The 24611-nt window shown below is 69.0% G+C and carries 19 protein-coding genes; 12 read left to right on the top strand and 7 right to left on the bottom strand.

The window, feature by feature from the left end; translation table 11 throughout:
• Positions 1 to 99: 99 nt before the first annotated feature.
• A complete protein-coding gene (locus tag NQK81_RS41895; protein ID WP_257485909.1) occupies positions 100 to 840 on the bottom strand; it encodes a metal-dependent transcriptional regulator in 741 nt (246 codons plus the stop codon).
• Between the two features lie 35 nt (positions 841 to 875).
• Positions 876 to 1265, bottom strand: a complete 390-nt coding sequence (locus NQK81_RS41900; RefSeq protein ID WP_037348190.1) for a MerR family transcriptional regulator — start codon at positions 1263 to 1265, stop codon at positions 876 to 878.
• A gap of 67 nt (positions 1266 to 1332) precedes the next feature.
• Between NQK81_RS41900 and NQK81_RS41905 the strand changes: the two genes are divergently transcribed.
• From NQK81_RS41905 to NQK81_RS41925, 5 genes are all read left to right on the top strand, one after another.
• Positions 1333 to 3894: a PEP/pyruvate-binding domain-containing protein gene (locus NQK81_RS41905; RefSeq protein WP_257485910.1), complete on the top strand. Its 2562-nt coding sequence runs from the start codon at positions 1333 to 1335 to the stop codon at positions 3892 to 3894.
• On the top strand, positions 3891 to 4562 hold the full coding sequence (locus NQK81_RS41910) for a tyrosine-protein phosphatase (RefSeq protein ID WP_257485911.1): 672 nt from the start codon (positions 3891 to 3893) through the stop codon (positions 4560 to 4562). The genes NQK81_RS41905 and NQK81_RS41910 overlap by 4 nt, the downstream gene beginning before the upstream one ends.
• A 135-nt stretch (positions 4563 to 4697) precedes the next feature.
• Positions 4698 to 6977: a glycosyl hydrolase family 95 catalytic domain-containing protein gene (locus tag NQK81_RS41915; protein ID WP_257485912.1), complete on the top strand. Its 2280-nt coding sequence runs from the start codon at positions 4698 to 4700 to the stop codon at positions 6975 to 6977.
• Between the two features lie 2 nt (positions 6978 to 6979).
• Positions 6980 to 9271, top strand: coding sequence for a glycosyl hydrolase family 95 catalytic domain-containing protein (locus tag NQK81_RS41920; protein WP_257485913.1), 2292 nt, complete (start codon positions 6980 to 6982; stop codon positions 9269 to 9271).
• A 60-nt stretch (positions 9272 to 9331) separates the two neighbouring features.
• Positions 9332 to 10294 carry a peptidylprolyl isomerase gene (locus NQK81_RS41925; protein ID WP_257485914.1) on the top strand — a complete coding sequence of 321 codons (963 nt, stop codon included), beginning with the start codon at positions 9332 to 9334 and terminating at the stop codon, positions 10292 to 10294.
• Positions 10295 to 10362: 68 nt separating this feature from the next.
• Here NQK81_RS41925 and NQK81_RS41930 read toward each other — a convergent pair whose 3' ends face one another.
• Entirely contained in the window at positions 10363 to 10905 is a 543-nt protein-coding gene (locus NQK81_RS41930) for a GNAT family N-acetyltransferase (RefSeq protein ID WP_257485915.1), read from the bottom strand.
• Between the two features lie 10 nt (positions 10906 to 10915).
• Positions 10916 to 12364 (bottom strand): amidase, encoded by a 1449-nt coding sequence (locus tag NQK81_RS41935; RefSeq protein ID WP_257485916.1) that lies wholly within the window; start codon positions 12362 to 12364, stop codon positions 10916 to 10918.
• Between the two features lie 294 nt (positions 12365 to 12658).
• Here NQK81_RS41935 and NQK81_RS41940 point away from each other — a divergent pair, with 294 nt between their 5' ends.
• The gene (locus NQK81_RS41940) at positions 12659 to 12970 is read left to right on the top strand and encodes a hypothetical protein (RefSeq protein WP_257485917.1); all 312 of its coding nucleotides are present in this window, start codon (positions 12659 to 12661) and stop codon (positions 12968 to 12970) included.
• A gap of 67 nt (positions 12971 to 13037) precedes the next feature.
• On the opposite strand, the gene NQK81_RS41945 is transcribed toward NQK81_RS41940, so the two are convergent.
• From NQK81_RS41945 to NQK81_RS41955, 3 genes are all read right to left on the bottom strand, one after another.
• Positions 13038 to 13499, bottom strand: a complete 462-nt coding sequence (locus tag NQK81_RS41945) for a hypothetical protein (protein ID WP_257485918.1) — start codon at positions 13497 to 13499, stop codon at positions 13038 to 13040.
• A gap of 271 nt (positions 13500 to 13770) precedes the next feature.
• Positions 13771 to 14595 (bottom strand): NAD-dependent epimerase/dehydratase family protein, encoded by an 825-nt coding sequence (locus tag NQK81_RS41950; protein ID WP_257485919.1) that lies wholly within the window; start codon positions 14593 to 14595, stop codon positions 13771 to 13773.
• Positions 14596 to 14630: 35 nt separating this feature from the next.
• On the bottom strand, positions 14631 to 15443 hold the full coding sequence (locus tag NQK81_RS41955; RefSeq protein WP_126736773.1) for an IclR family transcriptional regulator: 813 nt from the start codon (positions 15441 to 15443) through the stop codon (positions 14631 to 14633).
• A 154-nt stretch (positions 15444 to 15597) separates the two neighbouring features.
• Here NQK81_RS41955 and NQK81_RS41960 point away from each other — a divergent pair, with 154 nt between their 5' ends.
• The 6 genes from NQK81_RS41960 to NQK81_RS41985 all read left to right on the top strand — a co-directional run bounded on the left by NQK81_RS41960 (position 15598) and on the right by NQK81_RS41985 (position 24432).
• Complete coding sequence (locus NQK81_RS41960) at positions 15598 to 17109, top strand: sodium:solute symporter family protein (RefSeq protein ID WP_257485920.1); 1512 nt, start codon at positions 15598 to 15600, stop codon at positions 17107 to 17109.
• A gap of 46 nt (positions 17110 to 17155) precedes the next feature.
• Complete coding sequence (locus NQK81_RS41965; protein ID WP_257485921.1) at positions 17156 to 18100, top strand: 5-dehydro-4-deoxyglucarate dehydratase; 945 nt, start codon at positions 17156 to 17158, stop codon at positions 18098 to 18100.
• Between the two features lie 2 nt (positions 18101 to 18102).
• Positions 18103 to 19359 carry a glucarate dehydratase family protein gene (locus NQK81_RS41970; protein WP_257485922.1) on the top strand — a complete coding sequence of 419 codons (1257 nt, stop codon included), beginning with the start codon at positions 18103 to 18105 and terminating at the stop codon, positions 19357 to 19359.
• Between the two features lie 4 nt (positions 19360 to 19363).
• A complete protein-coding gene (locus NQK81_RS41975) occupies positions 19364 to 20509 on the top strand; it encodes a hypothetical protein (protein WP_257485923.1) in 1146 nt (381 codons plus the stop codon).
• A 13-nt stretch (positions 20510 to 20522) separates the two neighbouring features.
• Positions 20523 to 21983 carry an aldehyde dehydrogenase (NADP(+)) gene (locus tag NQK81_RS41980; protein ID WP_257485924.1) on the top strand — a complete coding sequence of 487 codons (1461 nt, stop codon included), beginning with the start codon at positions 20523 to 20525 and terminating at the stop codon, positions 21981 to 21983.
• Between the two features lie 106 nt (positions 21984 to 22089).
• On the top strand, positions 22090 to 24432 hold the full coding sequence (locus NQK81_RS41985; protein WP_257485925.1) for a polysaccharide lyase 8 family protein: 2343 nt from the start codon (positions 22090 to 22092) through the stop codon (positions 24430 to 24432).
• Positions 24433 to 24611 lie beyond the last annotated feature (179 nt).

Genomic DNA, 24611 nt, shown 5'->3' on the forward strand with positions numbered 1-24611 from the left:
GGACATCAGATCGGCAGATCATATGACATCTTACTGCCTGGCTCGGCTGGAACGCGCACGCCTGTTCGAAAAACGATATGCAATGCGCGAAAGAACGGCTCAGCGACCGGCGACGCAGCGGGTGCGCGCCGGGACCGGGGAAATCGGTGCGGGGGGATCGCAGACGATCATCTTCGACGCCTGGTTTCGCTCGAGGAGCACGGTCGCCGTGGCCGTACGCGCTTCGAGCCGTCGTCCGTCGGCCGGGGTGAGCGTCATCCGCGCACCAGGGGTGAGGCCCGCGGCCAGAAGCGTTCCGAGGAACGCGGAATCGTCCTGGATCCGTTCGCTGATCCGGTGCAGCCGGACCTCGTGCCCTCCTGCATGGGTGGCGGGCCGCATCCCCGGCGGCGCCGGCACCGGGGCGAGCCCGGACAGGCCGAGAACGGTCAATCCGGGAATCGGCCCGCCGTACGGGCTGAACCGCGGCCTGCCGCAGAGTTCGAAGATCCGGCGCGCGGCGGCGTCGGACATCACGTGTTCCCAGCGGCAGGCCTCGTCGTGCAGCCGGACCCAGTCCAGCCCGATCACCCGATAGAGCAGGGTTTCCGCGAGTCGGTGCTTGCACATCACCCGCACCGCGATCCGTCGTCCCTCCGGCGAAAGCTCCAGCCGCCGGTCCTCCGCGATCAGGAGGAGACCGTCACGCTGGAGGCGGGCCACGGTCTGGCTGACCGTCGGCGGGCTCTGCTCGAGCCGGTCCGCGATCCGGGCGCGCAACGGGACGACACCGTCCTCTTCCAGCTCGTAGGCTGCTTTGAGGTACATCTCGGTGGTGTCGATCAGGCCACGGGCGGTCATACTCCGGTAGCCTGCCTCCTCAACCCGGCTTGAGGTCAAGCGCCTGGAAGCTCCACTGTGGACCGGAACTCCGGGCAGCGTTCCAGCGTGTTTTCGGGGCAGCGGAGCAGATGGCGCAGATAGGTCCGCGCGGTAGCGAGCTTTTCGAGCTGGGACTCCAGGGCTTCGATACGGGCCGAAACCGTGTCCCGCCAGTCGTGCGTGGCGGTGCGCCCGGCGAGCACGGTCGCGATCTCGTCGAGGCTGAGCTGGCCGGTGTCCCGCCACAGCCGGATCAGGGCGATCCGGTAGAGCTGGTCGGTGTCGTAGTAACGCCAGCCGGATCGCCGGTGCGGCTTGATCAGTCCGCGGCGTTCCCAGTAGTGCAGGGTCGAAACCGGAAGGTCGAACCGGTCGGCGACCTCTCTGATCGATGCGGATTCCATGTCATCATTTGAACTCAACCCAGGTTGAGGATGCAAGCTTAGGCTAAGCAAACACCCCCTGGAGGTAATGAAAGTGATTCTCGAGCTCGCCGAAGCGGGAGGAATCCCGCGCGACCTCGTCGGCGGCAAGGCGGCGAACCTCGCGGAAATGACTTCGGCGGGTTTTCCCGTGCCGGAGGGTTTCTGCGTCACGACCGCCGCGTACCGGCAGGTGCTCTCCGACGGCGAGGGCCCGCGGTTGCTCGGCGAGCTGACCAGTGTGCCGTCCGACGACGAGGGCCGCCTGGCCGAACTGGCGGGCCGGTTGCGGACCCACGTCCTGACCGTGCCGATCCCGGCCCGGCTCGAAACCGGGATCGTCGAGGCGTACGAACGGCTTTCGCGAGCTGAGCCGGCGGCGGTCGCGGTGCGGTCCTCGTCGACGGCCGAGGATCTGCCGGACGCCAGTTTCGCCGGGCAGTACGACACCTTCCTCGACGTCCGGGGCTCCGGCGAGGTGCTCGCGGCGGTACGCCGATGCTGGGCTTCGCTCTGGTCGGAGCGGGCGACCAGGTACCGGGCGGCACACGGCACCGATCGCGATCCCGCCATCGCGGTGATCGTGCAGCGGCTGGTCGACGCCGAATGCGCCGGTGTGCTGTACACGGCGAATCCGGTGTCGGGCAAGCGTTCCGAGAACATCGTCGACGCCGCTCCCGGTCTGGGCGAAGCGGTGGTCTCCGGTGCGGTGACCCCGGATCACTACCGGCTGACCGTCGACGGCGAATCCCTCGAAGGCCCGGACGACGGCTGCCTGACGCCGGCACGGCTGGGTGAACTCGCGGCCGTCGGCAGGCATCTGGAGAAGCACTTCGGCGCGCCGCAGGACGTCGAGTGGGCGTTCAACGGTGACGGCGAACTGTGGCTGACCCAGTCGAGGCATATCACCACACTGTTCCCGGTCCCGGAGAGCGAGGAACCGCGCGCGTACTGGTCGGTCAACGTCTATCAGGGGATCAACCGTCCCTTCACACCGATGGGTGCGTGCATGATCCGCGAACGCCAGCGCGGGATGGCGGCGTACATGACCGCGCTCGGCTTCTCCACCGAGATCACCGACGTGGACGGGTGGCTGTACTGGGACATCACCGACGGCGTGCGGAGCCCGGCGAAGCGGCCGAAGATGTCCGCGTTCGTGGACAGTCTCGCCGCGCCTTCCGGACGGCTCGTCGAGCAGCTCGGCCGTGATCGCCGGTTCCCCTCGGTGGCGCCCGGTTCCGAGGAGGACGTCCCGCCGAAGAAACGGCGTCGCCGCTGGGAACGGATGATCCCGGCTTGGCTGTGGCCGGATCGGGCTCGCGCCGAGGTCGTCCGCGACGCCGAGCGGCGGATCGCCGCCTTCGCCGGACCCGCCGAGGCGACGGCGGAGGAACGTCTGTCCTTTGTGGAATCGGTCCGGAGTGACGTCTGCCGGATCGAAGCGAACCTCCCGCGCGACGCCAACACCGCGGGCGGGACAGGCGGGCAGCTGGCCGGGCAGTTGCTGCGCGGGTACGTGAGCGATGCCGAGGTGGCCACCGTCTTCCGGGGGATCCCGCACAATCCGACCACCGAGATGGACCTGGCGTTGTGGCGGGCGGCGGCCGCGATCCGGCGCGACGAGGAGGCCTTCCGGCTGTTGCTGGAAACAGCGCCCGACGAACTGGCCGCCAAGCACCTCGCCGGGACCCTGCCGGAGGTGATCCAGCACGGCGTCGCCGAGTTTCTGGCCGAGTACGGCTGCCGCGCGACCTCGGAGATCGACTTCGGGGTGCCTCGCTGGTCCGACGACCCCGAGCCGGTCTTCGCGATGCTGTCGAACCTGCTTCGCGCGGAAGGCGAGGAGCAGGACGCGGAGACGCGCTTCGAGCAGGCGGCCGCGGCGGCCGAAGCGCGGATCGTCGAGCTCACCCAGCGGCTTCCGGTGACCAAGCTGCACCGGGCGTTGCTCGCGCGGTTCCTGCTTCGGAGGTCCAGGCGGTTGCGTGGGCTGCGTGAGTTCCCCAAGTTCTGCCTCATGCGCGGTTTCACCGCCCTCCGGACGCAACTGCTCCTCATCGGCGAGGAGATCGTGCGGGCGGAGCGGCTGGAACGGGCCGGCGACGTGATGTTCCTCGATCTCGCCGAGGTTCGCGAAGCTTTGGACAGCAGGGACTTCCGCGCGACTGTGGCACGTCGGCGAGAGGTCTGGGAGCGGGAATCCCGGCGGCCCCGGGTGCCGTCGGTCGTGCTGTCCGACGGCACCGCGCCCGCCCTCGAATCCACTTCGGACGGTAGCGACCTCACCGGGCTGGCGGCGGCCGCCGGGGTGGCGACCGGCCGGGCGCGGGTGATCCACGATCCGGACGGCGCGCGGATCGAACCAGGCGAGATCCTGGTCGCCGCGACGACGGACCCCGGCTGGACGCCGCTGTTCCTGACGGCCGCCGCGCTGGTGACCGAAACGGGCGGGATGATCTCCCACGGCACCACCGTGGCCAGGGAACACGGGATCCCGGCCGTGGTCGGCGTTCCCGGCGCCACGACTCAGATCGTCACCGGCCAGGTGATCACCGTCGACGGTTCGGCGGGGACCATCACGTTCGGCGAGACGGTGGGGGATTCCCGGTGACCGCGGTGGCTTCCGCGCTCACCGGCGCGTTCAACTTCCGCGACACCGGCGGCGGGCCGATCCGGCCGGGGCGGCTGTTCCGCAGCGACACCTTGCAGGCGCTGACCGTAACCGACAAGGAGCTCATGCTCGGCCGGTTCGGTATCGAGAGTGTGCTCGATCTCCGCTCCAGCGCCGAGACGGTCGGCGAGGGCAGGGCGGAACTACCCGGCGTCCGCTATGTGAACGTGCCGTTGCGGACCGTCCAAAGCGGACGGTCGAGCGCGCTGGAGGAGATCTACGTCGATCATCTCCGGCACGACGAGAACCTCCCGATCGCCATCGAGATCCTGGCCGTCCTGCTGGCCCGTCCCGTCGTGGTGCACTGCGCGTCGGGCAAGGACAGGACAGGCGTCGTCACGGCGCTCGCGCTCGGGCTCGCCGGTGCGCCGCGCGAGCTGATCGTCCATGACTACCTGCGCAGCGCGTACAGCCTTCCCCGGGTGATCGAGCGGTTCCGGCCGCTCGGCTTGCCGGAGGAACTGTTCCGGTGCACGGAGAGCACGATCACCGCCTTGCTGGACAGCGTCGAGGACGACTTCGGTGGCTTCGCGGGCTGGGCCCGGCAGCGTGGCGTGTCCGACGCGGCCGTCCGGACACTGAAGGCGCGCTTGCTCAACAAGCAGTGAATTGTCCAGTAATACATCCGATGTATGTACGGCTGCGCGAGTGAAGGGGGTGGCCAAAGCTCGACTATTTCTGGAAACATGCCGGTCGCCAGGACTTGAGCTGCGATAAACGTAGTATGAATCTGGAGGCGACCCATGGCCGAGCTGTCCAGACGATCGATGCTGAGGGTCGCGGCGGGGGCGGCCACGCTCGGTGGGCTGTGGGCTCAGGGGGCTCCGCCGGCGCTCGCCGGACAGGACGTCCACCGCCGGATCGTCGACGACGCGCGCATGGCCTGGAAGCGGATGCCGAAGAACTGGCAGGAGGGCCCGTTCCTCGCCAACGGCTTCCTCGGCGTGCAGTTCTACGCGGACGCGCGGCCGAACGTCCTCAAGGTGATGCTCGGCCATTCCCAGGTCCAGGACCAGCGCGGGCAGTGGGAAGCGGCCATCGGGTACTCGCGGCTCCCGATCGGCTACCTCACCCTCACCTTCGAGGGCGCGATCACCGCGGTGGACTGGCACCTGGACCTGTACAACGCCGAACTCGGCGGCACGATCACCACCACCCGGGGTTCGGTGCGGTTCTCCGCGCTGGTCCACAACGACCAGGACCTCCTCCTCGTCTCGCTCACCGGGGAGGCGTCCGCGGAATGGGGGTTCACGCCCCTCGTATCGGCGACGACCAGGACGATCCGCAAACCGCCGGAGTACACGGCGAATCCCGATCCGACGCTCGCCAGTGCGGGCGAGGTCCGTTACTGCGAGCAGCCGCTCCACGCGGGTGGCGGGTACACGACGGCGTGGCGTGAGCGGAAGATCGGCACGCGACGACTCCTGGCGGCGACGGTCGCGTACGCGTTCCCCGAGCCGACCCACACCGCCGAGGCGATCAGGAGGGTCCACCGAGCGTCGGCGGTGCACCCGGACGGGCTCGTCGCCGGCCATCGGCGCTGGTGGAACGCCTTCTACCGCCGTAGTTTCGTATCCGTTCCGGACAAACGGATCCAGCGGTTCTACTGGATCCAGCTGTACAAGACCGCCTGCGCCACCCGTGCGAACGGACCGGTCGTCGCCGAATGGGGCCCGTGGTTCCCGGAGGCCGGCAACAGCTGGACGGCGGTGTGGTGGAACCTCAACGTCCAGGTCACGTACCCGATCGTCAACAGCAGCAACCATCCCGAACTCGACGCCGTCACCGCGACGTTCCGCCGCGACCACGCCAACCTCGAACTCTCGGTCCCTCCCGCTTACCGGGACGGTGACACGTACGCCCTTTCGCATCCGGGGGACTGGCGGCTGCGGCCGGGCGGCACCCGCGCGGTCGGGATCCCTGGCCCCGCCACCAAGAACGACCAGACCGGCAATCTGATCTGGGGCCTGCACAACGTCTGGCTCGCGTATCGGCACAGCATGGACGTCCGCGTCCTGCGGGACGTGCTGTATCCGACGCTCGCCAAGGCGCTCAACTACTACCGCCACTTCCTCGCCACCGGCCCGGACGGCGCCTTGCACCTGCCGATGACGAGGTCACCCGAGTACGCCGACGCGGCCGACTGCACCTACGACCTCTCGTTGATCCGCTGGGCCGCGCGCACCCTCGTCGAATCGGCGGCCAAGCTGCGGATCGACGACCCGCGGGTACCGGCGTGGCGGGAGATCGGCGAGAAACTGGTGTCCTACCACCAGGATCCGGCGCAGGGCGTGCTGATCGGCGACGGTGTCCCGCTGGCCGACTCGCATCGGCACTTCTCTCATCTGCTCTGGCTTTATCCGCTGCGTGAGAAGCTCTGGGACCGTCCCGGCGACCGGGACATCATGCGCCGCACCTTCGCGCACTGGTCCGCCGCGCAGGAGAAATGGCACGGCTACAGTTTCGCGGCGGCATCGTCGATGAGCTCCGTGATGGACGCGCCGGAGGAGGCCCTGCGGTATCTGAAGATCTTCCTCGACGGGACCGTCGTGGCCAACACGCAGCTGACACCGAACACGATGTACCGCGAGGGTGCGAACCTCGCGATCGAAAGTCCCATCACCGCCGCTCAGTCCATAGTGGACATGCTGCTGCAGGGTGATCACGGAGTGCTCAAGGTCTTTCCGTCGGTCTCGTCGACGTGGCCCGACGCGTCCTTCGAGAGCTTGCGTGCGGAGGGCGCCTTTCTTGTGGACGCATCTCGCGCGAACGGCGCGACCGAATGGGTCCGCGTCCGCAGCGAGGCGGGGGAGCCGCTCACGCTGCGGCACGGGATCCCCGGTGACATCGAGGTCCGTGACGGGCGCGGACGGCGGCTTCCTTGGCGGCACGCGGGCCCCGGCACGATCTCGATCCCGCTCGGCCGCGGCGGGACGGCCGTCGTCACGCGACGCGGCACACGTCCGGTGCTGGAGCCACGGGACGTTCCTGGTGATCGTGGAACTCCGGCATGGGGGATCTGAGGATGGACATCACTCGCAGGACGATGCTCGGCGGGGCCTTGGCGGGCGTGGCGGCGGCCGGGTTCGCGCCGTCGGCTTCGGCGGTGGAGAACGACTTCGCGCTCGGCGGTATCGACTGGCCCGGGTTCCTCGGCGCGGCCGACCTGAGCTGGCGCCGCATGCCGAAGACCTGGTACGAAGGCCCCTTCCTGGGCAACGGTTTCCTCGGCTCGGGCATCTACGCCGAGCCGGGCCGGAACGCCGTCCGGTTCAACGTCCAGCACAGCGAGGTGCAGGATCACCGGCCGGAGTTCGGCTCCCTGTTCGGGCTCGCGCGGCTGCCGATCGGGTACTTCACCCTCGAACCGGTCGGCGCCATCACCGGGATCGACTGGCGGATGGACCTCTGGAACGCCGAACTGAGGGGCACGATCACCACGGCCGCGGGCAGTCTCTCACTGCGCGCGATCGTCCACACCGGACAGTCGCTGCTGGCCGTCGAGATCGAGCCGACCGAGGGGGAGCGCGGCTTCGAATGGATCTTCCATCCGGCCGAGGCGGTGAGCCCGAGAACCGATCCGAAGTTCGGGAAGCCGCCGCCAGCCGGGTACGTGGCAAATCCGCCCGCGACTCTGGAAAGCAGCGGCGACGCCAGGCTTTCCGTGCAGACCCTGCTGTCCGGCGGGGAGCACGTCACGGCGTGGCGCGAGGTCACCCGTGGATCGAAGCGGACGCTGTACACGTCCGTGGCGTGGTCGTTCCCGAAGCGGACGGCCGCGCGAGAGGCGTTGAAGACGGTCCGCCGGGCAGAGCCGTTCTCCGCGTTGACGGCCGGGCATCGTCGCTGGTGGCACGACTATTATCGGCACGGTTTCCTGTCCGTTCCGGACACTCGGCTCCAGAGCTTCTACTGGATCCAGCTGTACAAGATCGCCTCCGCCGCGCGCCGGGAAGCGCCGGTGATGGCGACCTGCGGACCGTGGCTGGAGCCGACTCCGTGGCCCGCGACCTGGTGGAACCTGAACGTCCAGCTGGAGTACTGGCTCATCCACGGGTCCAATCATCTCGAACTGGACGCGGTGAGCCACGCGCTCGACAGGTTCCGGGCCAACCTGACGAGCCAGGTCGCCGAGCCCTACCAGCACGATTCGGCGGGTATCCCGCGCACCACCGACATGACCCTGCTCAACGGCGCCGTCGGGACGAACGCAGGCTTCCCGGTGGGCATCCCCGGCAAGGAGACGCCGACTCCGGAGGTCGGCAATCTGACCTGGGCGCTGCACAACGTCTGGCTGTCCTATCGGCACACGATGGACCGGCGCCTCCTGCGGGACACCCTGTTCCCGCTGCTGCGCAAGGCGATCAACTACTACCTCCACTTCCTGGCGCCCGGGCCGGACGGCAAACTGCATCTCCCGGCCACGTTCTCGCCGGAGTACGGCGTGAACGCGCCGGACTGCAACTACGATCTCGCGCTGATCCGCTGGGGCTGCAAGACCCTGCTGGAGTCGGCGGCGGAACTGCGCGTCGACGACCCGCTCGCCGGGCGGTGGCGGGAGGTGCTGGCCACCCTGGTCCCGTATCCGGCCGACACCAACGGTTACATGATCGGCGCGGGGGTGCCGTTCGCGAAATCGCATCGGCACTACTCGCATCTGCTGCAGATCTACCCGCTGTACGAGATCACCTGGGAGCGGCCGGAGCATCGGCGGATCATCGAGACCTCGCTCGACCACTGGGTGGGCTTCGAAGGCGCGTTGCAGGGCTACACGTTCACCGGCGCCGCGTCGATGTCGGCGCAGATGCTGCGCGGCGAGAAGGCGGCGTTCTACCTCGGCGAACTGCAGCGGCGCTACATCCAGCCGAACACGATGTACAAGGAATCCGGCCCGGTGATCGAGACGCCGCTTTCAGCCGCGCAGTCGCTGCACGACATGCTCGTGCAGAGCTGGGGCGGGGTGATCCGGCTGTTCCCGGCCGTGCCCGCCGCCTGGGCCGACGCCGCGTTGCGCGACTTCCGGACGGAGGGCGCGTTCCTGGTCACCGCTTCCCGGCAGGCGGGGAAGACCCGCTGGGTCAAGATCACCAGCGAGGCGGGGGCGCCGTGCGTGCTTCGGACGGACATGGACGGCGAGCTGACCGTCCGCGACCGGTGGGGGCGGCCGAAACGCTGGCGGCGGTCGCCGAACGGCGACGTCCACGTCGACCTGCGGCGTGGGGAGGAGGCCGTCGTGCACCGCGCGGGCGACCGGCCGGACCTCGAGATCCGGCCCGTCCCGTCGAACGGGACCAGCGCACCATGGGGGATGCCGTGACGTCGTGAGCGGCGATACGCGAGAGTGTTCCTGTACTTCTTCCGGACGACAGGAGCACAGATGTCCCAGCCGCCGCAGCCGGGCGAGCCCGAAGGCCAGGCGCCCGACCCCGGGGCTCCGCAGTACCAGCAGCCTTATCCGCAGCAGCCGTACCAGCAGCAAGGCTGGTACGGCGCGCCGCAACAGCCGCCGCCGTCGTCGAACAAGACGGTGCTCTGGGTCGGCCTGGGTGCGCTGGGACTTGTCGTGATCGTCGCCGTCGTGGCGATCACCGGCTTCGTGGCGCCGGGGTTCTTCCTGCCGGACTCGAAGGACACGAGCGCGGCCGTGTCGTCGTCGTCCTCGCCGGCTCCGACGTCCAGCTCCGAGGAGACGACGACGCAGAGCCCGGTGCAGATCCCGGCCGGGCGTGCCGAGCTGCCGAAACGCACAGCGCCGCTGGCGGATCCGACGGACTGCGCCTACCCGGCGGATTCCACCGGTTCGGTGCCGAAGAAGGCGAACCCGCCCGCGGCGGGCCCGACCCCGGCGTCCGGGACGTCGGAGGTCACGGTCAAGACGACCGCCGGTGACATCGGGTTGACGCTGGACCGCGGGCTCGCGCCGTGCACCGTGGCGAGCTTCCTTTCGCTGGCGCAGCAGGGATATTTCGACGGAACCTCGTGCCACCGGCTCGGTACCTCGGGACTGCAGATGCTCCAGTGCGGCGACCCTGAAGGTTCCGGAATGGGCGGGCCGGGATACACCATCCCGGACGAGGTCTTCCCCCAGATCAAGTACGGCCGGGGCATTCTCGCCATGGCGAAGAGGCAGGCGCCGAACTCGGGCGGCAGCCAGTTCTTCATGGTCTACGGAGAAGCCGAGCTGCCGCCGGAGTACACGGTGTTCGGGAGCATCTCGGACGCCGGCCTCCAGACGCTGGACAAGGTCGCGCGCGGTGGCGTGGACGACTCGAAGGGGCCGGGCGACGGGACCGGGCCGCCGCGGATCCCGGTGACGTTCCAGTCGATCGCGGTGGGCTGACACGATTTCCGCCTCGTGAGTGGTGAGGACGGTTAGAACCGTCCTCACCACTCACGAGTTCCGTGCGCTCAGCGGGAAGGCGGGTACCGGACACCGAACCACTGCTCCGCGTCGTACTCCTCGAATCGGTCCACTTCAGTGAACCCGAGCTTCGCCGCGAGGCGCATCGAGCCTTCGTTGGCGGTCTGCGTACAGAGCACGACCGGCTCGTCAGGAAGCGCCTCGGCGAACCAGTCGAGTGCCGCCGCGCAGGCCTCGGTGGCGTACCCGCGTCCCCACGCCCGCGGCAAAAGCAGGTAGCCGAGTTCGGTCTCCCCGGCATCCGGACGGATATGCCCCGGGCGCTCCGCGTCACGCTGATCGAGCGTGATCATGCCGATCAGCGACCCGTCGAGCTCGATGACGAACAGTCCCGGTCGCCTGCCCGGAATCGCGGGGCTCGTGCGCTCGAGCTCCTCACGTGGTCGAGCGCCGCCGATGTACGTGCCCACCTCTGGTGAGGCGAAGAGCTCGATGAACGCCGCGCGGTCACGGGCCTCGGACCCGCGGAGGACGAGCCGCTCGGTCTTGATCGGGGTGGGTGGCCAGACGACGTGACCGAGGTGGGTCATGGCCGGCAACCTATCGCACGCCGCCGCCTGGTACTTGGAAGCCGCCGATCTCCCGTTCGAGTAGTTCGGCCAGCCGCAACGGGGTGCGGTCTTCGAACATCGGACCGATCAGCTGCACGCCGACCGGCAGGCCCTCGGGAGATCGGCCCGCCGGTATGGCGGTGGCAGGCAGGCCCGGCATGGTGGCCAGGCCCGCCCAGACGAGCTGATCGAAGTACGGGTACTCGACGCCGTCGATGTCGATGTGCCGTTCCATCGGATTGGGGTGGTGGTCGTGCGGGAAGGCGGGCGTCGGCGTGATCGGGCACACCACGGCGTCGAACTCGCCGAACAGCCGCCGCCAGCCGTGGCGGTGGACCTCCCGGCGCTTGTCCGCCTCCATCCAGTCGCTGTGGCTGAACAGCATGGCGTCCAGCCGAACGGCGTCAAGGCTCTTGTCGTCCGCGTCGGCCCGCAGCTTCTCGAGTGATTCGATGGGGAAACGCGCGACGGAGCCCGAAATCAGCAACTCCATGTAGAGCTTCGCGGCCTCGGCCAGATCGGGCAGCAGAGGACTACGCAACGCGACGCGGGCGCCGCCGCCGACGAGCGCGTCGGCCACCCGGTGCACGCCCGCCCGCACGGCGGCCCCGGTCGGAATGAGCGGATGGTCGTCGACGACCAGGACCCGGAAATCGCGGAGCCGCTCGTGGCGGGCGGGCGGCAGCGCCGATTGATGCGCCACGCCGTACGTCAGCGGGTCCGGTCCGGCCATGACGTCGAGCAGGAGCGCGAGGTCGCGCGCGGCCCGCGCCATCGGACCGACGACAGCGAGGTCGGGGTCGGCCGGGAAGGCAGGCTCGGACGGCGGGACCATGCCGCGGACGGCCGCCAGTCCGAGCGTCGGCTTGTGGGCGTAGACGCCGCAGAAATGCGCGGGCGTGCGCAGGGAGCCGGCGAGGTCGGAGCCGATGGACAGAGCGCCGAACCCGGACGCCAGTGCCGCCGCCGAGCCGCCGGAGGACCCGCCCGGTGTACGACCATGATCCCACGGGTTCACGGTGGTGCCGTAGATCTCGTTGAAGCTCTGGATGTCCTGCAGTCCCAACGGGACATTGGTCTTGCCGAGCACCACCGCGCCCGCGGTCTTGAGCCGCGACACCTGAACCGCGTCCTCGGCGGGCATATGGTCGCGGTGCGGCGGCATGCCCCACGTCGTGGGCAGCCCGGCCATGTCGTACGACTCCTTGACAGTCACGGGGACGCCGAGCAGCGGCCGGTCCTCACCACGCGCGCGTGCCTGGTCGGCACGGTGCGCGGCGGCCCGCGCGCGGTCGAAGTCCGGCACGCAGATCGCGTTGATCACCTTGTCGTCGCCCTCGATCCTGGTGATCGCCTCGTCGGTCAATTCCGCCGATGTCACCGCGCCGGCGCGCAACGCGGCAATGATTTCTTCGGCCGAGTGAAAGCTCCATTCCATGGATTCGAAGCTATCGGCGTGCTCATGGGGGCACGAAATTCTGTGCCATGCAACAGAAAGGTCTCTATTGCGGACTCGTTCTGCGGCTGTAGGGCGGATTGGTGCAGGTCACGGTGTTGAAACTGGGTCGGCTCCGCCCCTGTGAGCCATGAAATGCCGCCTCGCGCAACGGGATGGAGGTCTCAGTGCGCTGACCTTTTCCCTCCAGCGAAAAGGCCTTGGATCACCTGTGAGGTCCAGCCATCCTGGCGTCGTTGGCCCGAACGGGATCCGGCGATTCACGGAAGGAGAATGATGTCGCTCAAACTCATCTTCGTACGTCTCGCGACGGCGCTGCTGATAGCGGGTGCATCGGCGAGCGTGATGACCGCTCCGGCGATGGCCGGGACCGCTGGTACGCCGAGCGGCGGCGTCGCCGCCGAGGCACAGAAGGGACATTGGCAGTGGGCGCACGCGCGCTACTGGTTCGTGGACGGCGTCAGCATGTGGGCCGCCCGCGCCAACTGCCACGCCTGGGGGAGGTATGGCGTGCAGAAGGACTGGTGGCCCAAATATCAATGCAGGCTGAAGTTCATGCACTACAGCCTGTACGAGTGGGCGTCGTAGCGAGGCACTGGAAACACACGATCGGGCCCGGTTCGGGATCGAACGGGCCTGATCGTGTACGTGGGTCTCAGCTCGGTGGCTGCTGAGTCGGCGGGTTGGACTGCGGGTAGCCGGGCTGTGGCGGCTGGAACCCCGGCTGTGGCGTCATCGGATAGTTGACCGGTCCTGGGTTGGGCGCGAAGCCAGGCTGCTGCCGAGACGGATTCCCGCTCTTGGCGACCGCGATGGCGACCAGGAGCCAGGAGAGCAGCGCGACGGCGTCGAGCGGGATGCTGACACCCATGAAGATCCACTGGATCTCGTCGACGGAGAGGCCGCCGGACGAGGCCCAGGACGGCACGTTCACCGACACGAACCGCCAGATGATGCCCGCGGCCGTCGCGACGAGCATGAGCACGAAGGCACCCACCATCAGGCCGGAGACTCCGCGGGACCGGGCTTTGATCGAAAGGATCAAGCCGAGCAGACCCACGACGAGCTGCAATACCCGCGGGATGACGTCAATGCTCGCGAACGTAAAGGTTGACATACCTGCCTTCCACAGCTTCCCCGCCGGAGGTCGTGACGTCCGGACCGCGCCGAGGTGATCCTAGGTGGTGGCGACGCTTCACGTGGCGGGTTCAGGGAAGGACGAAGGCAGGCGCACGTTCACGGCACCTCGCGCCTCTGTCACCCGGCGTCCCTTACGTCCAGCAGTAGACCGCGGTGTCTGACCGGTTGATCCGGAGAGGGGTGTGTGGAAACAGGGACATTCAACGTCCCTATTCCCACACACCCGTCACCCAACGTGAACCGAGACCTCAGAGCGGGTTGTGCGCCCCCAGCGGCGCGGTGCAGAACGGCCCGCCGACGTACTCCGCCGCGATCCCGGTCGGCGCGGGCATGTCCGCCAGCTGGTCGGCGTAGGTCTCCGCGTTGTCGAGCGACTTGTAGCCCAGCGCCTCGGCTTCGGCGAGCGAGTAGACCCGGCGCGTGTTGTCCGAGACGCCCCAGATCAGCCGGTAGCCGGGGGAGGGGTAGCTCAGGCACGCCTCGAACAGGCGCGCGCCGTCGTCGGGGGAGAGCCAGGTCGTCAGGCCGCGCGGGCCGAGGACGAGCGGGCTTTCGAAGCAGGAGCCGATCCGGATGACGATCACGTCCATGCCGAACCGCGAGTGGTACAGGCTGCCGAGTGCTTCGATGGCCGCCTTGCTGACGCCGTAGTAGGTGTCGGGCCGGGGCGTGGAGTCGGCGGGGAGGCCGTCCTCGCCCGCTTCGTCGTTGCGGCGGAAGCCGACGGAATGGTTGCTGGAAGCCAGGATCACACGCGGCACACCGGCGGCCCGTGCGGCTTCGAGGACGGTGTGGGTGCCGTTGATGTTGACGTCGAGGGTGGCTTCCCACGAGTTCTCGCGGCTGTGCCCGCCGAGGTGGATCAACGCGTCGACGCCGGCGCAGGCCTCCGCCATCGCCTCCGGGTCGGTCACCGAAGCGGTGATCAGCTCGACGTCCTCGCCGCCCGCGGCTTCGGGCTGCGCGGCCAGGTCGAGCAGCCGCAGCACCCGGCCGGGCCGGCGTAGCCGCGGCCGCATCAGGGTGCCGACGATACCCGCCGAGCCGGTGATCAGGACGCGCTGCTCTGCCATGTGAACCCCTTGTCAGTGAAGGAAGTACGGGATGATCAGCGGATACCGGCGCGGCGCAGTTGCTGGCCGAGTTCCGCGGTGATTTCGGCGAGGAGTTCGCCGACGCGCCGGGCGTCGGCGTCGGTGACTTCGGTGACCGGCATGGAGCAGCTGATCGCGTCGGTGCCGGGGATGCGGTACGGGATCACGGCCGCGACGCAGCGCACGCCGAGGCTGCCTTCCTCGACTTCCGAGGCATAGCCGCGTTCGCGGGTCTTCGCGCATTCGGCGTGCAGCGCTTCGACGCTGGTGATGGTGTTCGGGGTGAGCGCCGACAGCTCTCCGGTCAAGAGCCCGTCGATCTCGTCGTGCGTCAGTTCGGCCAGTAATGCCTTCCCCAGCGCGGTCGCGTGGGTGGGCAGCGTGCGGCCGACGCGGGACACGAGATGCGTCGAGTGCCGGGACTCGCGCGTCTCCAGGTAGACGACGTCGGTGCCTTCGCGGCGCGCGAAATGCGCGGTGTAGCCGGTCTTCTCCCGGATCCGCTCCAGCGCCTCGGTCGCGTACGGGACGACCGGGTCGCGGTCCAGATACGCCGTGCCGCAGATCAGCGCGCGGACGCCGAGGCGGTAGCGGGCGGTGTTCGGGTCCACCTCCAGCCAGCCTGCTTCGAGCAGGGTGCGGAGCAGCCCGTGCAGGCTCGACCGGGGGAAACCGGTGCGCGCGTGGAGATCCGACAGGGAAAGCCACACGTCGTTCGCGGCGAAGGTCTCGATGAGGTCGATCGCCCGCCTGGCCGATTTGACCCCGGCGGGTTCGGCGGCGGGCGCGCCGTTCGCCACGGTGACAGCGGCTTCCTGCTGTGGCATCCGCGCTCCTCCATCCGGCCGTTGACTTGTGACTCCGGCCATATTAGCGTCCCGAACAGCGTTCTTATGGATGAACATAATCACTATAACAGACTCCGTTCATGGATGTGAACAGGTCGGGCTGGGCCTTCGTGAACGCGGAGAGGAGTCAACGGTGCACGTACTCGACTGGGCGATGGTCTGCGCGTATTTCGCGTTGATGGTCGTGATCGGCTGGTGGTCGCACAAGCGGATCCACGACGTGAAGGACTTCTTCACCGCCGGGGGGCGAATGCCCTGGTGGCTGACCGGGATCTCGCACCATATGTCCGGCTACAGCGCGGTGCTGTTCGTCGCCTACGCGGGCGTGGCCTACACGAGCGGGATCACCGTCTACTTCTGGGGCATGGCCAGCATCGGCATCGGCGTCGGGATCGGCAGCTGGCTGTTCGCCGCCCGGTGGAACAGGCTCCGGTCGAAGCTGGGGGTGGCGTCCCCGCTCGAGTACCTCGCGCGGCGGTTCAACGTCCCGACGCAGCAGGCGCTCGCGTGGAGCGGCAGCCTGCTGAAGATCTTCGACATCGCGGCGAAGTGGTTCGCGATCGCCACGATCCTCAACGTCTTCGCCGGGGTGGACTACACCTGGGGGATCATCATCACCGGTTCGGTCACGCTGGTCTACTGCACCGTCGGCGGTCTCTGGGCCGACGCGCTCACCGACTTCGGCCAGTTCGTGATCCAGGCCATCGCGGCCATCGCCATGCTCTGGGTGGTGCTGGGCAAACTCGGCGGCGTCTCGGGTCTGTGGACGATGTGGGGCGACCTCCCGCCGAGCCACCTCAACCCGACCACGTCGAAGTTCACCACCGTGGTGTTGCTCGTCTACGTGCTGGTGAAAACCCTGGAGTACAACGGCGGTATGTGGAACCTGGCGCAGCGCTACATGGCCGCGCCGGACACGCACGCGGCACGCCGGGGCGCGCGGCTCTCCTCGATCCTGTACCTGGTGTGGCCCCTGTTCATGATGTTCCCGATGTTCGCGGCGCCGCTGCTGATCCCGGACATCCAGAACCCGGACAACGCTTACGCGATCATGACGACGACGTTCCTGCCGCCGGGCCTGATCGGGCTGGTGCTGGCCGGCATCTTCTCCCACACGATGGCGATGGTGTCGTCCGACGCGAACGCGATCTCCGCGGTCATCACCCGCGACATGCTGCCGGTGCTGATCAAGAAGACCCGGCGGTGGACCGAGGCGCAGGGGCTGCTGGCCGCCCGCATCACGACCGCGATCTTCATCGTGCTGACCATGGCGGTCGCCACGCAGGCCCCCAAACTCGGCGGTGTGCTCGGCATCGTGGTGCTCTGGGTCGCGGCCCTGATGGGCCCGATCTCGGTGCCGTTGCTGCTCGGCATGCTCCCGTGGTTCCGCCGTTCCGGATCCCGCGCGGCGCTGGTCTCGTGGGCGGGCGGTCTCATCGCCTACGCGATCGCCTACTACGGCTTCAAGGCCACCCTCGCGGTCACCGTGTCCACCCCGATCCTGGTCTCGCTGGGGCTGTTCATCGGGCTCGGCTACCTCATGCCCGAGCGCACGGCCGCCACCGACGAGATCATCGACACGATCGACCGCGACGACGACGTCACACCCACCAAGTCGCAGGACGGCACCACCGTGCCCGCCTGACCGGGCCCGTACCCGGGACCATCCACAAAGAACGAAAGAGAAATCCATGGCAGAGCGCAAGATCGAACTCGACGGCCTACTGGCGTTCCCCTTGACCCCCTTCACCGAGGGGCTGGAACTGAACCTCGACGCGTTCGCGGAAACCGTCGAGAGCCATGTGGCCGCCGGGGCCGGCGCGCTGTTCGTCGCCTGCGGTACGGGCGAATTCAGCTCGCTGTCCCCGGACGAGCACGCAGCGATCCTGCGCAAGGCTCGTGAGGTCGTCGCCGGGCGGGTGCCCGTGTGGGTCGGCGCGGGCGGAGGCGCGGCGTCGGCCCGCGCCGGGATCGCGGCGGCGGAGGCGGGCGGCGCGGACGGCGTCCTCCTCCTGCCGCCGTACCTGGTCACCGGTCCGCCGTCAGGCCTGGTCGAGCACGTCCGGTACGCCGTCGGGGACTCCTCGATCCCGGTGATCGTCTACCACCGGTCCACCGGCGTGTTCACCCCGGACTCGGCCGTAGACCTGCTCGGCATCCCGTCGGTGGTCGGCATCAAGGACGGCTTCGGCGACGTCGAGCTGATGAGCCGGATCATCACCACGATCCGCTCCGCCGGGACCGACCGGGCCAAGGATTTCCTGTTCTTCAACGGTCTCCCGACGGCGGAGGTCTCCGCGCGCGCCTACTCCGCGGTCGGCGTGGCGCGGTACTCCTCGGCCGTGCACTGCTTCGCCCCGGAGATCGCGGCCCGCTTCCACCGCGCGCTCGCGGAGAACGACGACGCCGTCATGGAGGCGTTGCTCGCCGGGTTCTACCTTCCGCTGGTGGCGTTGCGGGACGAGGGACGGGGCTTCGCCGTGTCGCTGGTCAAGGCCGCCGCGCGCCTGCGGGGTGACAAGGTCGGCTCGGTCCGGCCGCCGCTGGTCGAGCCCACCGCGGACCAGATCGCCCGCCTGGAGAAGATCATCGACGACGGGTTCGCCGTCCTCAAGTCCGTCGAGGCCGGTGCCTGACGATGAAGGTTCTCGACGTCGTCCTGACCCCGGTCGCCTTCGCCGACCCTCCGCTGCTCAACGCGATGGGCGTGCACGAGCCCTTCGCGCTGCGCGGTGTCGTCCAGCTGATCTGCGAGGACGGTGTGGTCGGCCTCGGCGAGTCCTACGGTGACCTCGCGTTCCTCGACCAGGTCCGGAAGGTGCTCCCGGAACTCAAGGGGCACGACGTGTTCGACCTGCCCGGCCTCCGCCGGAAGGTCGCCACCACGCTCGGCGAGGTCGTCTTCGCCGACGCGCACGGCCTCACCGGCGGCTTCTCCGTCAGCAAGACCGTCGCCAGCGTGTACTCCCTGTTCGAGGTGGCCGCGCTCGACGCGCAGGGCCACTACCTCGGCAGGCCGGTGGTGGACCTGCTCGGCGGCAAGGCGCGTGACGCCGTCGACTTCTCCGCCTACCTGTTCTACAAGTTCGGCGCCCACATCGGCGCCGAAGCGGACTCCTGGGGTGAAGTCACCACGCCGGAGGCACTCGTCGGCGAGGCGCGCCGCATGGTGGAGGAGTACGGCTTCGGCTCCATCAAGCTGAAGGGCGGCGCCTTCGACCCCGATCAGGAGATGGATGGGATCCGCGCGCTCGCGGACGCGTTCCCGGACCACCCGCTCCGCATCGACCCGAACGCGGCGTGGACCGTCGAGACCGGGATCCGAGTCGCCGAAGAACTCGATGGCGTCCTGGAATACCTCGAAGACCCGACGCCGGGTATCGAGGGCATGGCGCGGGTCGCGGAGAAGGCGAACATGCCGCTGGCCACGAACATGTGCGTCGTGCGCTTCGCGGACATCGAGCCGGCGTTCCGGCAGCGGGCGGTCGGCGTCATACTTTCGGACCATCATTACTGGGGTGGTCTGCGGGACACCCAAGCCCTCTCGACCACGGCGGAATGCTTCGACGTGGGGCTGTCCATGCATTCGAACAGTCATCTCGGGATCAGTCTGGCCGCTATGGTGCACGTGGCCGCGGCGACGCCGCATCTGACCTACGCCTGCGACACCCACTGGCCGTGGAAAACGGCCGACGTCATCGCCCCGGGTGCGCTGGAGTTCGTCGACGGTGCGGTCGCGGTGCCCGACAAGCCGGGGCTGGGGGTCGAACTCGACCCCGACGCGCTGGCGCGGGCCCATGAAGACTATGTCCGAAGTGGACAGACCAAACGGGATGACGTGACCTATATGCGGAAGTTCGTGGGAAGCTTCGAACCGAATACGGCGCGGTGGTGACGAGGTGAAGGTCACCGGATACGCCTACCCCTGGGACGTCGTCGACGATCCCGGCTTCGTCGAGCGCGTGCGGGAACTCGGCGTCGACGAGGTCGCCGTCGCCGTGTCGTACCACAGCGCCAGGGCGGCGACGCCCTGGTCGCCCGAGCGCACTTCGGTCGTCGCGCGCCACGCGGCGCTGTACCGGCCGGTGCGTGAGGAGGCGTGGGGTGAGCTGAAGCCCGCCGAGCCGGACTGGGTCGAAAGCCGCGACAGCGCGGGCGACGCCGTCCGGATGCTGAACGAAGCGGGGATCCCGGCCGCGGCGTGGCTCGTGCTGACCCACAATTCGCAGCTGGGCACGGAGTTCCCGGACTACACCGTGCGCAACTGTTTCGGCGAGCGGTACCCGTGGGCGCTGTGCCCGGGCCAGCCCGCCGTCCGCGAATACGCGGCGAACGTGACGGCGGAGAGCCTCGCCGGGCTCGACTTCGCCACGGTCATCCTCGAGGCCTGCGGTCCGCTCGGCGCCGTGCACCAGCACCAGCACGAGAAGACCGACGGCGTCTGGTCACCCGCCGTGGCCCGGCTGCTCTCGATCTGCTGCTGCGACGAGTGTCTCGACGCCTGGGCCGCGGCGGGGCAGGACCCGGCGAAGGCGCTGGGCAAGCTGCGGGCCGAGGTCCGGCGGCTGATCGACAGCGGCGACCTCAGAGCGACCGAGGACAAGATCCTCCCCACCCTGCGGCAGGTCCTGCTCGACACGCGGCAGAACGCGACCGACGCCCTCCGGCGCGAGGTGCTCGCGAAGATCCCGTCCGGGCCCCGGATCGTGCTGCACGGCGCGATGGATCCGTGGGTCACCGGCGCGCTCCCGGGGCTGACGCCGTCGGCCCCGGACGACGTCGACGCGGTGGTGCTGCAGAACTGGGCACCCGGCAGGCCCAGCGTCGGCGCCGTCGCGGCGGCACGGGCGAAGCTGCCGGAGAAGGTCGCCGTCGGCAGCTACATCACCGCGGTGGCGGCGAGCCCGGTCCCCGACATCGAGGCCTACACCATCGAACTCGGCAAGGCGGGCGCCGCCGAGCTGCACCTGTACCACCTCGGCCTCGCCGGCCCGGGGCGCTGGGCGGATCTCATCGCCGCCGTCAGCGCCGCGCAAGAACTCTAGGAGACACCAGAAAATGAGCCAGGCAACGGATCCCGCCACGCTCGACCAGATCCTCGCGGCCGCCGCCGATGCGGCAGGCACGACGGCGGCCGCGACCCCAGCCCAGCGCGCCGGATGGCTGAACGCGGCGGCGGACGCCCTCGACGCGGCCGCCGACGAGCTGATCGCGCTGGCCAACCGGGAGACCCATCTCCCGGCCTCCCCGCGGCTGCAGGGCGAGCTGAAGCGCACGACGTTCCAGCTGCGCCTGTTCGGCGAGGTGCTGGCCGACGGCGCGTTCCTCGGCGCCACGGTCGACCACGCGGACGCCGCGTGGCCGATGGGCCCGCGGCCGGACATCCGCCGGCTGCTCACCCCGATCGGGCCGGTGCTGGTGTTCGCCGCCAGCAACTTCCCGTTCGCGTTCAGTGTCGCGGGCGGGGACACCGCTTCGGCGCTGGCCGCCGGCTGCCCGGTCGTGCTCAAGGCACACTCGGGACATCCGGAGCTGTCCGCCCGCACCGGCGAGGTCCTGCGTGAAGCGCTGGTCGGCGCCGGTGCGCCGGAAGGGATCTTCGCGGTCATATACGGCCAGCAGAACGGCGTCACGGCGCTGAAGGACCCGAGGATCCAGGCGGCGTCGTTCACCGGCTCGGTGCCGGGCGGGCGCGCGCTGTTCGACATCGCGAACTCGCGGCCGTCGCCGATCCCGTTCTACGGCGAACTCGGCAGTGTCAACCCGGTCGTCGTCACTCGGGCCGCGATCGACGCGCGCGGTGAAGCGATCGCCAAGGGCTACGCGGGCTCGTTCACCCTCGGTGCCGGGCAGTTCTGTACCAAACCGGGGCTGCTGTTCCTGCCCGAGGGCCACGGCCTCGAAGACACGCTGCGCGAGGCCGTCGCGGCGATCCCGGCGCAGCCGATGCTCAACGAGCGCATCGCGGCCGGATTCGCCGACGGGCTGGCGAAGCTGAGCGAGGTCGACGGCGTCGAGGTGCTGTCGGAATCCGGTGGTACGGATGGGATCTCGCACGGCGCGACTTTGCTCGCCACCACCGCCAAGGCCTTCCTGGCCGACGCCGACACCGTCCGCGAGGAATGCTTCGGCCCCGCTTCGCTCATCGTCACCTACGCCGATCAGGACGAGCTGATCAGCCTGCTCGGCGTGATGGAACCCGGGCTCACCGCGACCATCCAGGGCGAAGAGTCCGATGTGGACTGGATCCGCCCGGTACTCCCGTCGCTGACCAGGGTCGCCGGCCGTCTGCTGTGGAACGACTGGCCGACCGGTGTCACGGTCACCTGGGCACAGGAACACGGTGGTCCCTACCCGGCGACCACCGCGCCGACCAGTACCTCGGTCGGCACCGCCGCGATCGAGCGGTTCCTGCGACCGATCGCCTGGCAGGGCTTCCCCGACGCGCTGCTGCCGGAACCGTTGCAGGAGAACAACCCGTGGGACCTGCCTCGCAGGACCGACGGGAAGCGCCAGTAACACCTCGTGAGTGGTAAGGACGGTTAGAACCGTCCTTACCACTCACGAGCCCTAGCACCCGCCGCCGCCCTTGAACCCGTCTCTGACCCCCTTGGGAGGCACCGTCATGTCCGGATTCGGTCACTTCGACAGGAGAACGGCTTTGCGGGGAGGCGCGGCCGCGGCCGCTTCGGTGGCGCTGACGACCGCGATCGCGAGCCCTTCGTCAGCGCAGCCCGCGGCCCCGGGCACGTCGTCCATCGTGTCCGGGTATCGCGAGCTGCAGACCGGGATCGACCGGCCGTCGGCGGAACGCGCCGCCGCGCTCGCGAACCTGGACAGAGTCGCGAAGGCCTATCACGACAGCATGACCGTCGGCGGCGGTCCACTGTGGAAGGACCTCCCGCTCGGCCCGGGCAGCGAGTTCACGACGTCGATGTACGCCCGGCTCCGCGCGGTCGCGGTCAACTGGGGCACCCCCGGCGGCGCGCTCGCCGGCGACCCGGCCGTGCTCGCCCGGATCAAGGGCGCGCTGGAACTGCTGTACACCAGCGATCAGTACAGCGAGAAGACCGCCGAGATCGGCAACTGGTACACCTACGAGATCGGTATCCCGCTCTACCTGCTGCACATTTTGTCCACAGTGGCCGGTGAGCTGACCCAGGACGAGCTCGCCAAGTACCTCAAGCCGGTGCTGAAGTTCTCCGGCGACCCGAATCGCCGCACCAACAACCCCAGTGTCGTCGAGACCGGCGCCAACCGCGCGGACAAGTCGATGATCTCGATCGTCTCCGGTGCGATGCTCGGCGACGTCGACCGGATCCACCGCGGTGTCGGCGCGTTCACCGACGTCGAAGGCGGGGGAGCGGCGAGCGTCATCGCCAAGCTCCACCGCGCTGCGGGCGACGGTTTCCACACCGACGGCTCGTTCCTGCAGCACGACTCGGTGCCCTATCCCGGGCATTACGGGATCATCCTGCTCACCGCGGTCGCGTCCGCCATCCATGTCACCCAGGGCACGGAGTTCGCGCTGCCCGCCGACGTGCGCGACGCCGCGTACGCGCTGGTCGCCGACACGTTCGCGCCGTTCGTCCACGCCGGCGCGATGATGGAGTCGGTCCGCGGCCGGTTCCTTTCGAGGCAAGGGGAATCCGCGCACGACATCGGACATCAGCTCACCGGCGCGGTGGTCCTGCTGGCGCGGTCGGCGAGTGGCCGGCGCAAGGAGGAGCTGGGCGGCCTTGCGGCGAAGTGGATCACCGAAGACACGTTCGCGCCGTACCTGAAGATCCCCGATCCCGAACGGTTCGCGCCCGGGCCGGATCTCGTCGGCATCCCCGGTATCGAGTTCGCGCAGGAGTTGCTGGCGACCGGGATCCGGCCGGCGCGGACGGTCGCGACGCATCGCGTGTTCGGCCAGCAGGACCGGATGGTGCACGTCACCGAAGGCTGGTCGGCCTCGCTCGGCGTCGCCTCGACCCGGATCTCGCGGTACGAGTCGATCAATTCGATGAATCTGCACGGCTGGTACGTCGGTGACGGTTCGCTGTATCTGTTCCTGCCCAAGGCGAAGGGGCATTTCACCGACGCCTACTGGCCGACCGTCGACCCGTTGCTGCTGCCCGGCACGACCACCAAGACCGGTCCGGCCCCCAAACTGGAGTCGGTCCCGCTGACGAGCAAGGATCACTGCGGCGGTGTCCGCTGGGACGCGCGACACGGCGCGCACGCCCTCGACTTCGTTTCCCAGGACGGCACGCTGACCGCGAAGAAGTCGTGGTTCTTCACACCCTCGGGCGTGCTGTGCCTCGGTGCCGGGATCACCGACTCCTCCGGGGAGCGGATCCGCACCACGATCGAGAACCGCAACCTCGGCGAGAACGGCTCCGGTGTCCTGCTGGCCGACGGCCATCTCGTCGGCGGCTCGGAGCCCTTGCGGCGCAAGCGATGGCTGCACCTGGAGAAGGTCGGCGGGTACGTCCTGCTCGACGACGCCGAGGTCACCGCGCTGCGCGAGGACCGGACGGGCACCTGGCGCGACATCGACAAGGGCGCCAACACCAAGGGCACGACGGTGCCCTACACCCGGCGCTATCAAAAGCTGGTCATCGAACACGGGGCCAAGCCCTCGAACGCGAGTTACGCGTACGCCGTCCTGCCCACCGCGTCGGTGCTGGAGACGATCGCCTCGGCCTGGTCGTGGCGCGTGCGGTCCAACACCGCGACCGTCCAGGCCGTCCGGCTGTGGGACGCGACGCTGTTGGCGAACTTCTTCGCCGCCGGCTCGGTCGACGAGGTGTCCGTGTCCGGTCCGGCGTCGGTGGCGCTGGGCCGGACCCGCGACGGCTGGCGGCTGGCCGTTTCGGACCCGACACAGCGGCAGGAAGTCCTGCGCGTGACCGTGCGGCGCAAGACCGTCGAGGTGGCGGTGAAGGACACCTTCGGCGCCACGCAGATCGTCCGCGTTTAGTCGACTGAATGCGGGGCTTGGGTTGGGGTGAAGGGGACTTTCGTCGCATCCGATGCGGAGAAGGCTCCCTTCGCCTCTCCATGCTTGCCAGGGGGCCGTGTCGCGAAAGCCACTTTCGGGACGTCAGGCGTCGCGAAAGTGGCTTTCGCGACACGCTCGGCCATGAGCACGCCATGAAC

Source organism: Amycolatopsis roodepoortensis (assembly GCF_024628825.1).
Taxonomy (GTDB): Bacteria; Actinomycetota; Actinomycetes; order Mycobacteriales; family Pseudonocardiaceae; genus Amycolatopsis; species Amycolatopsis roodepoortensis.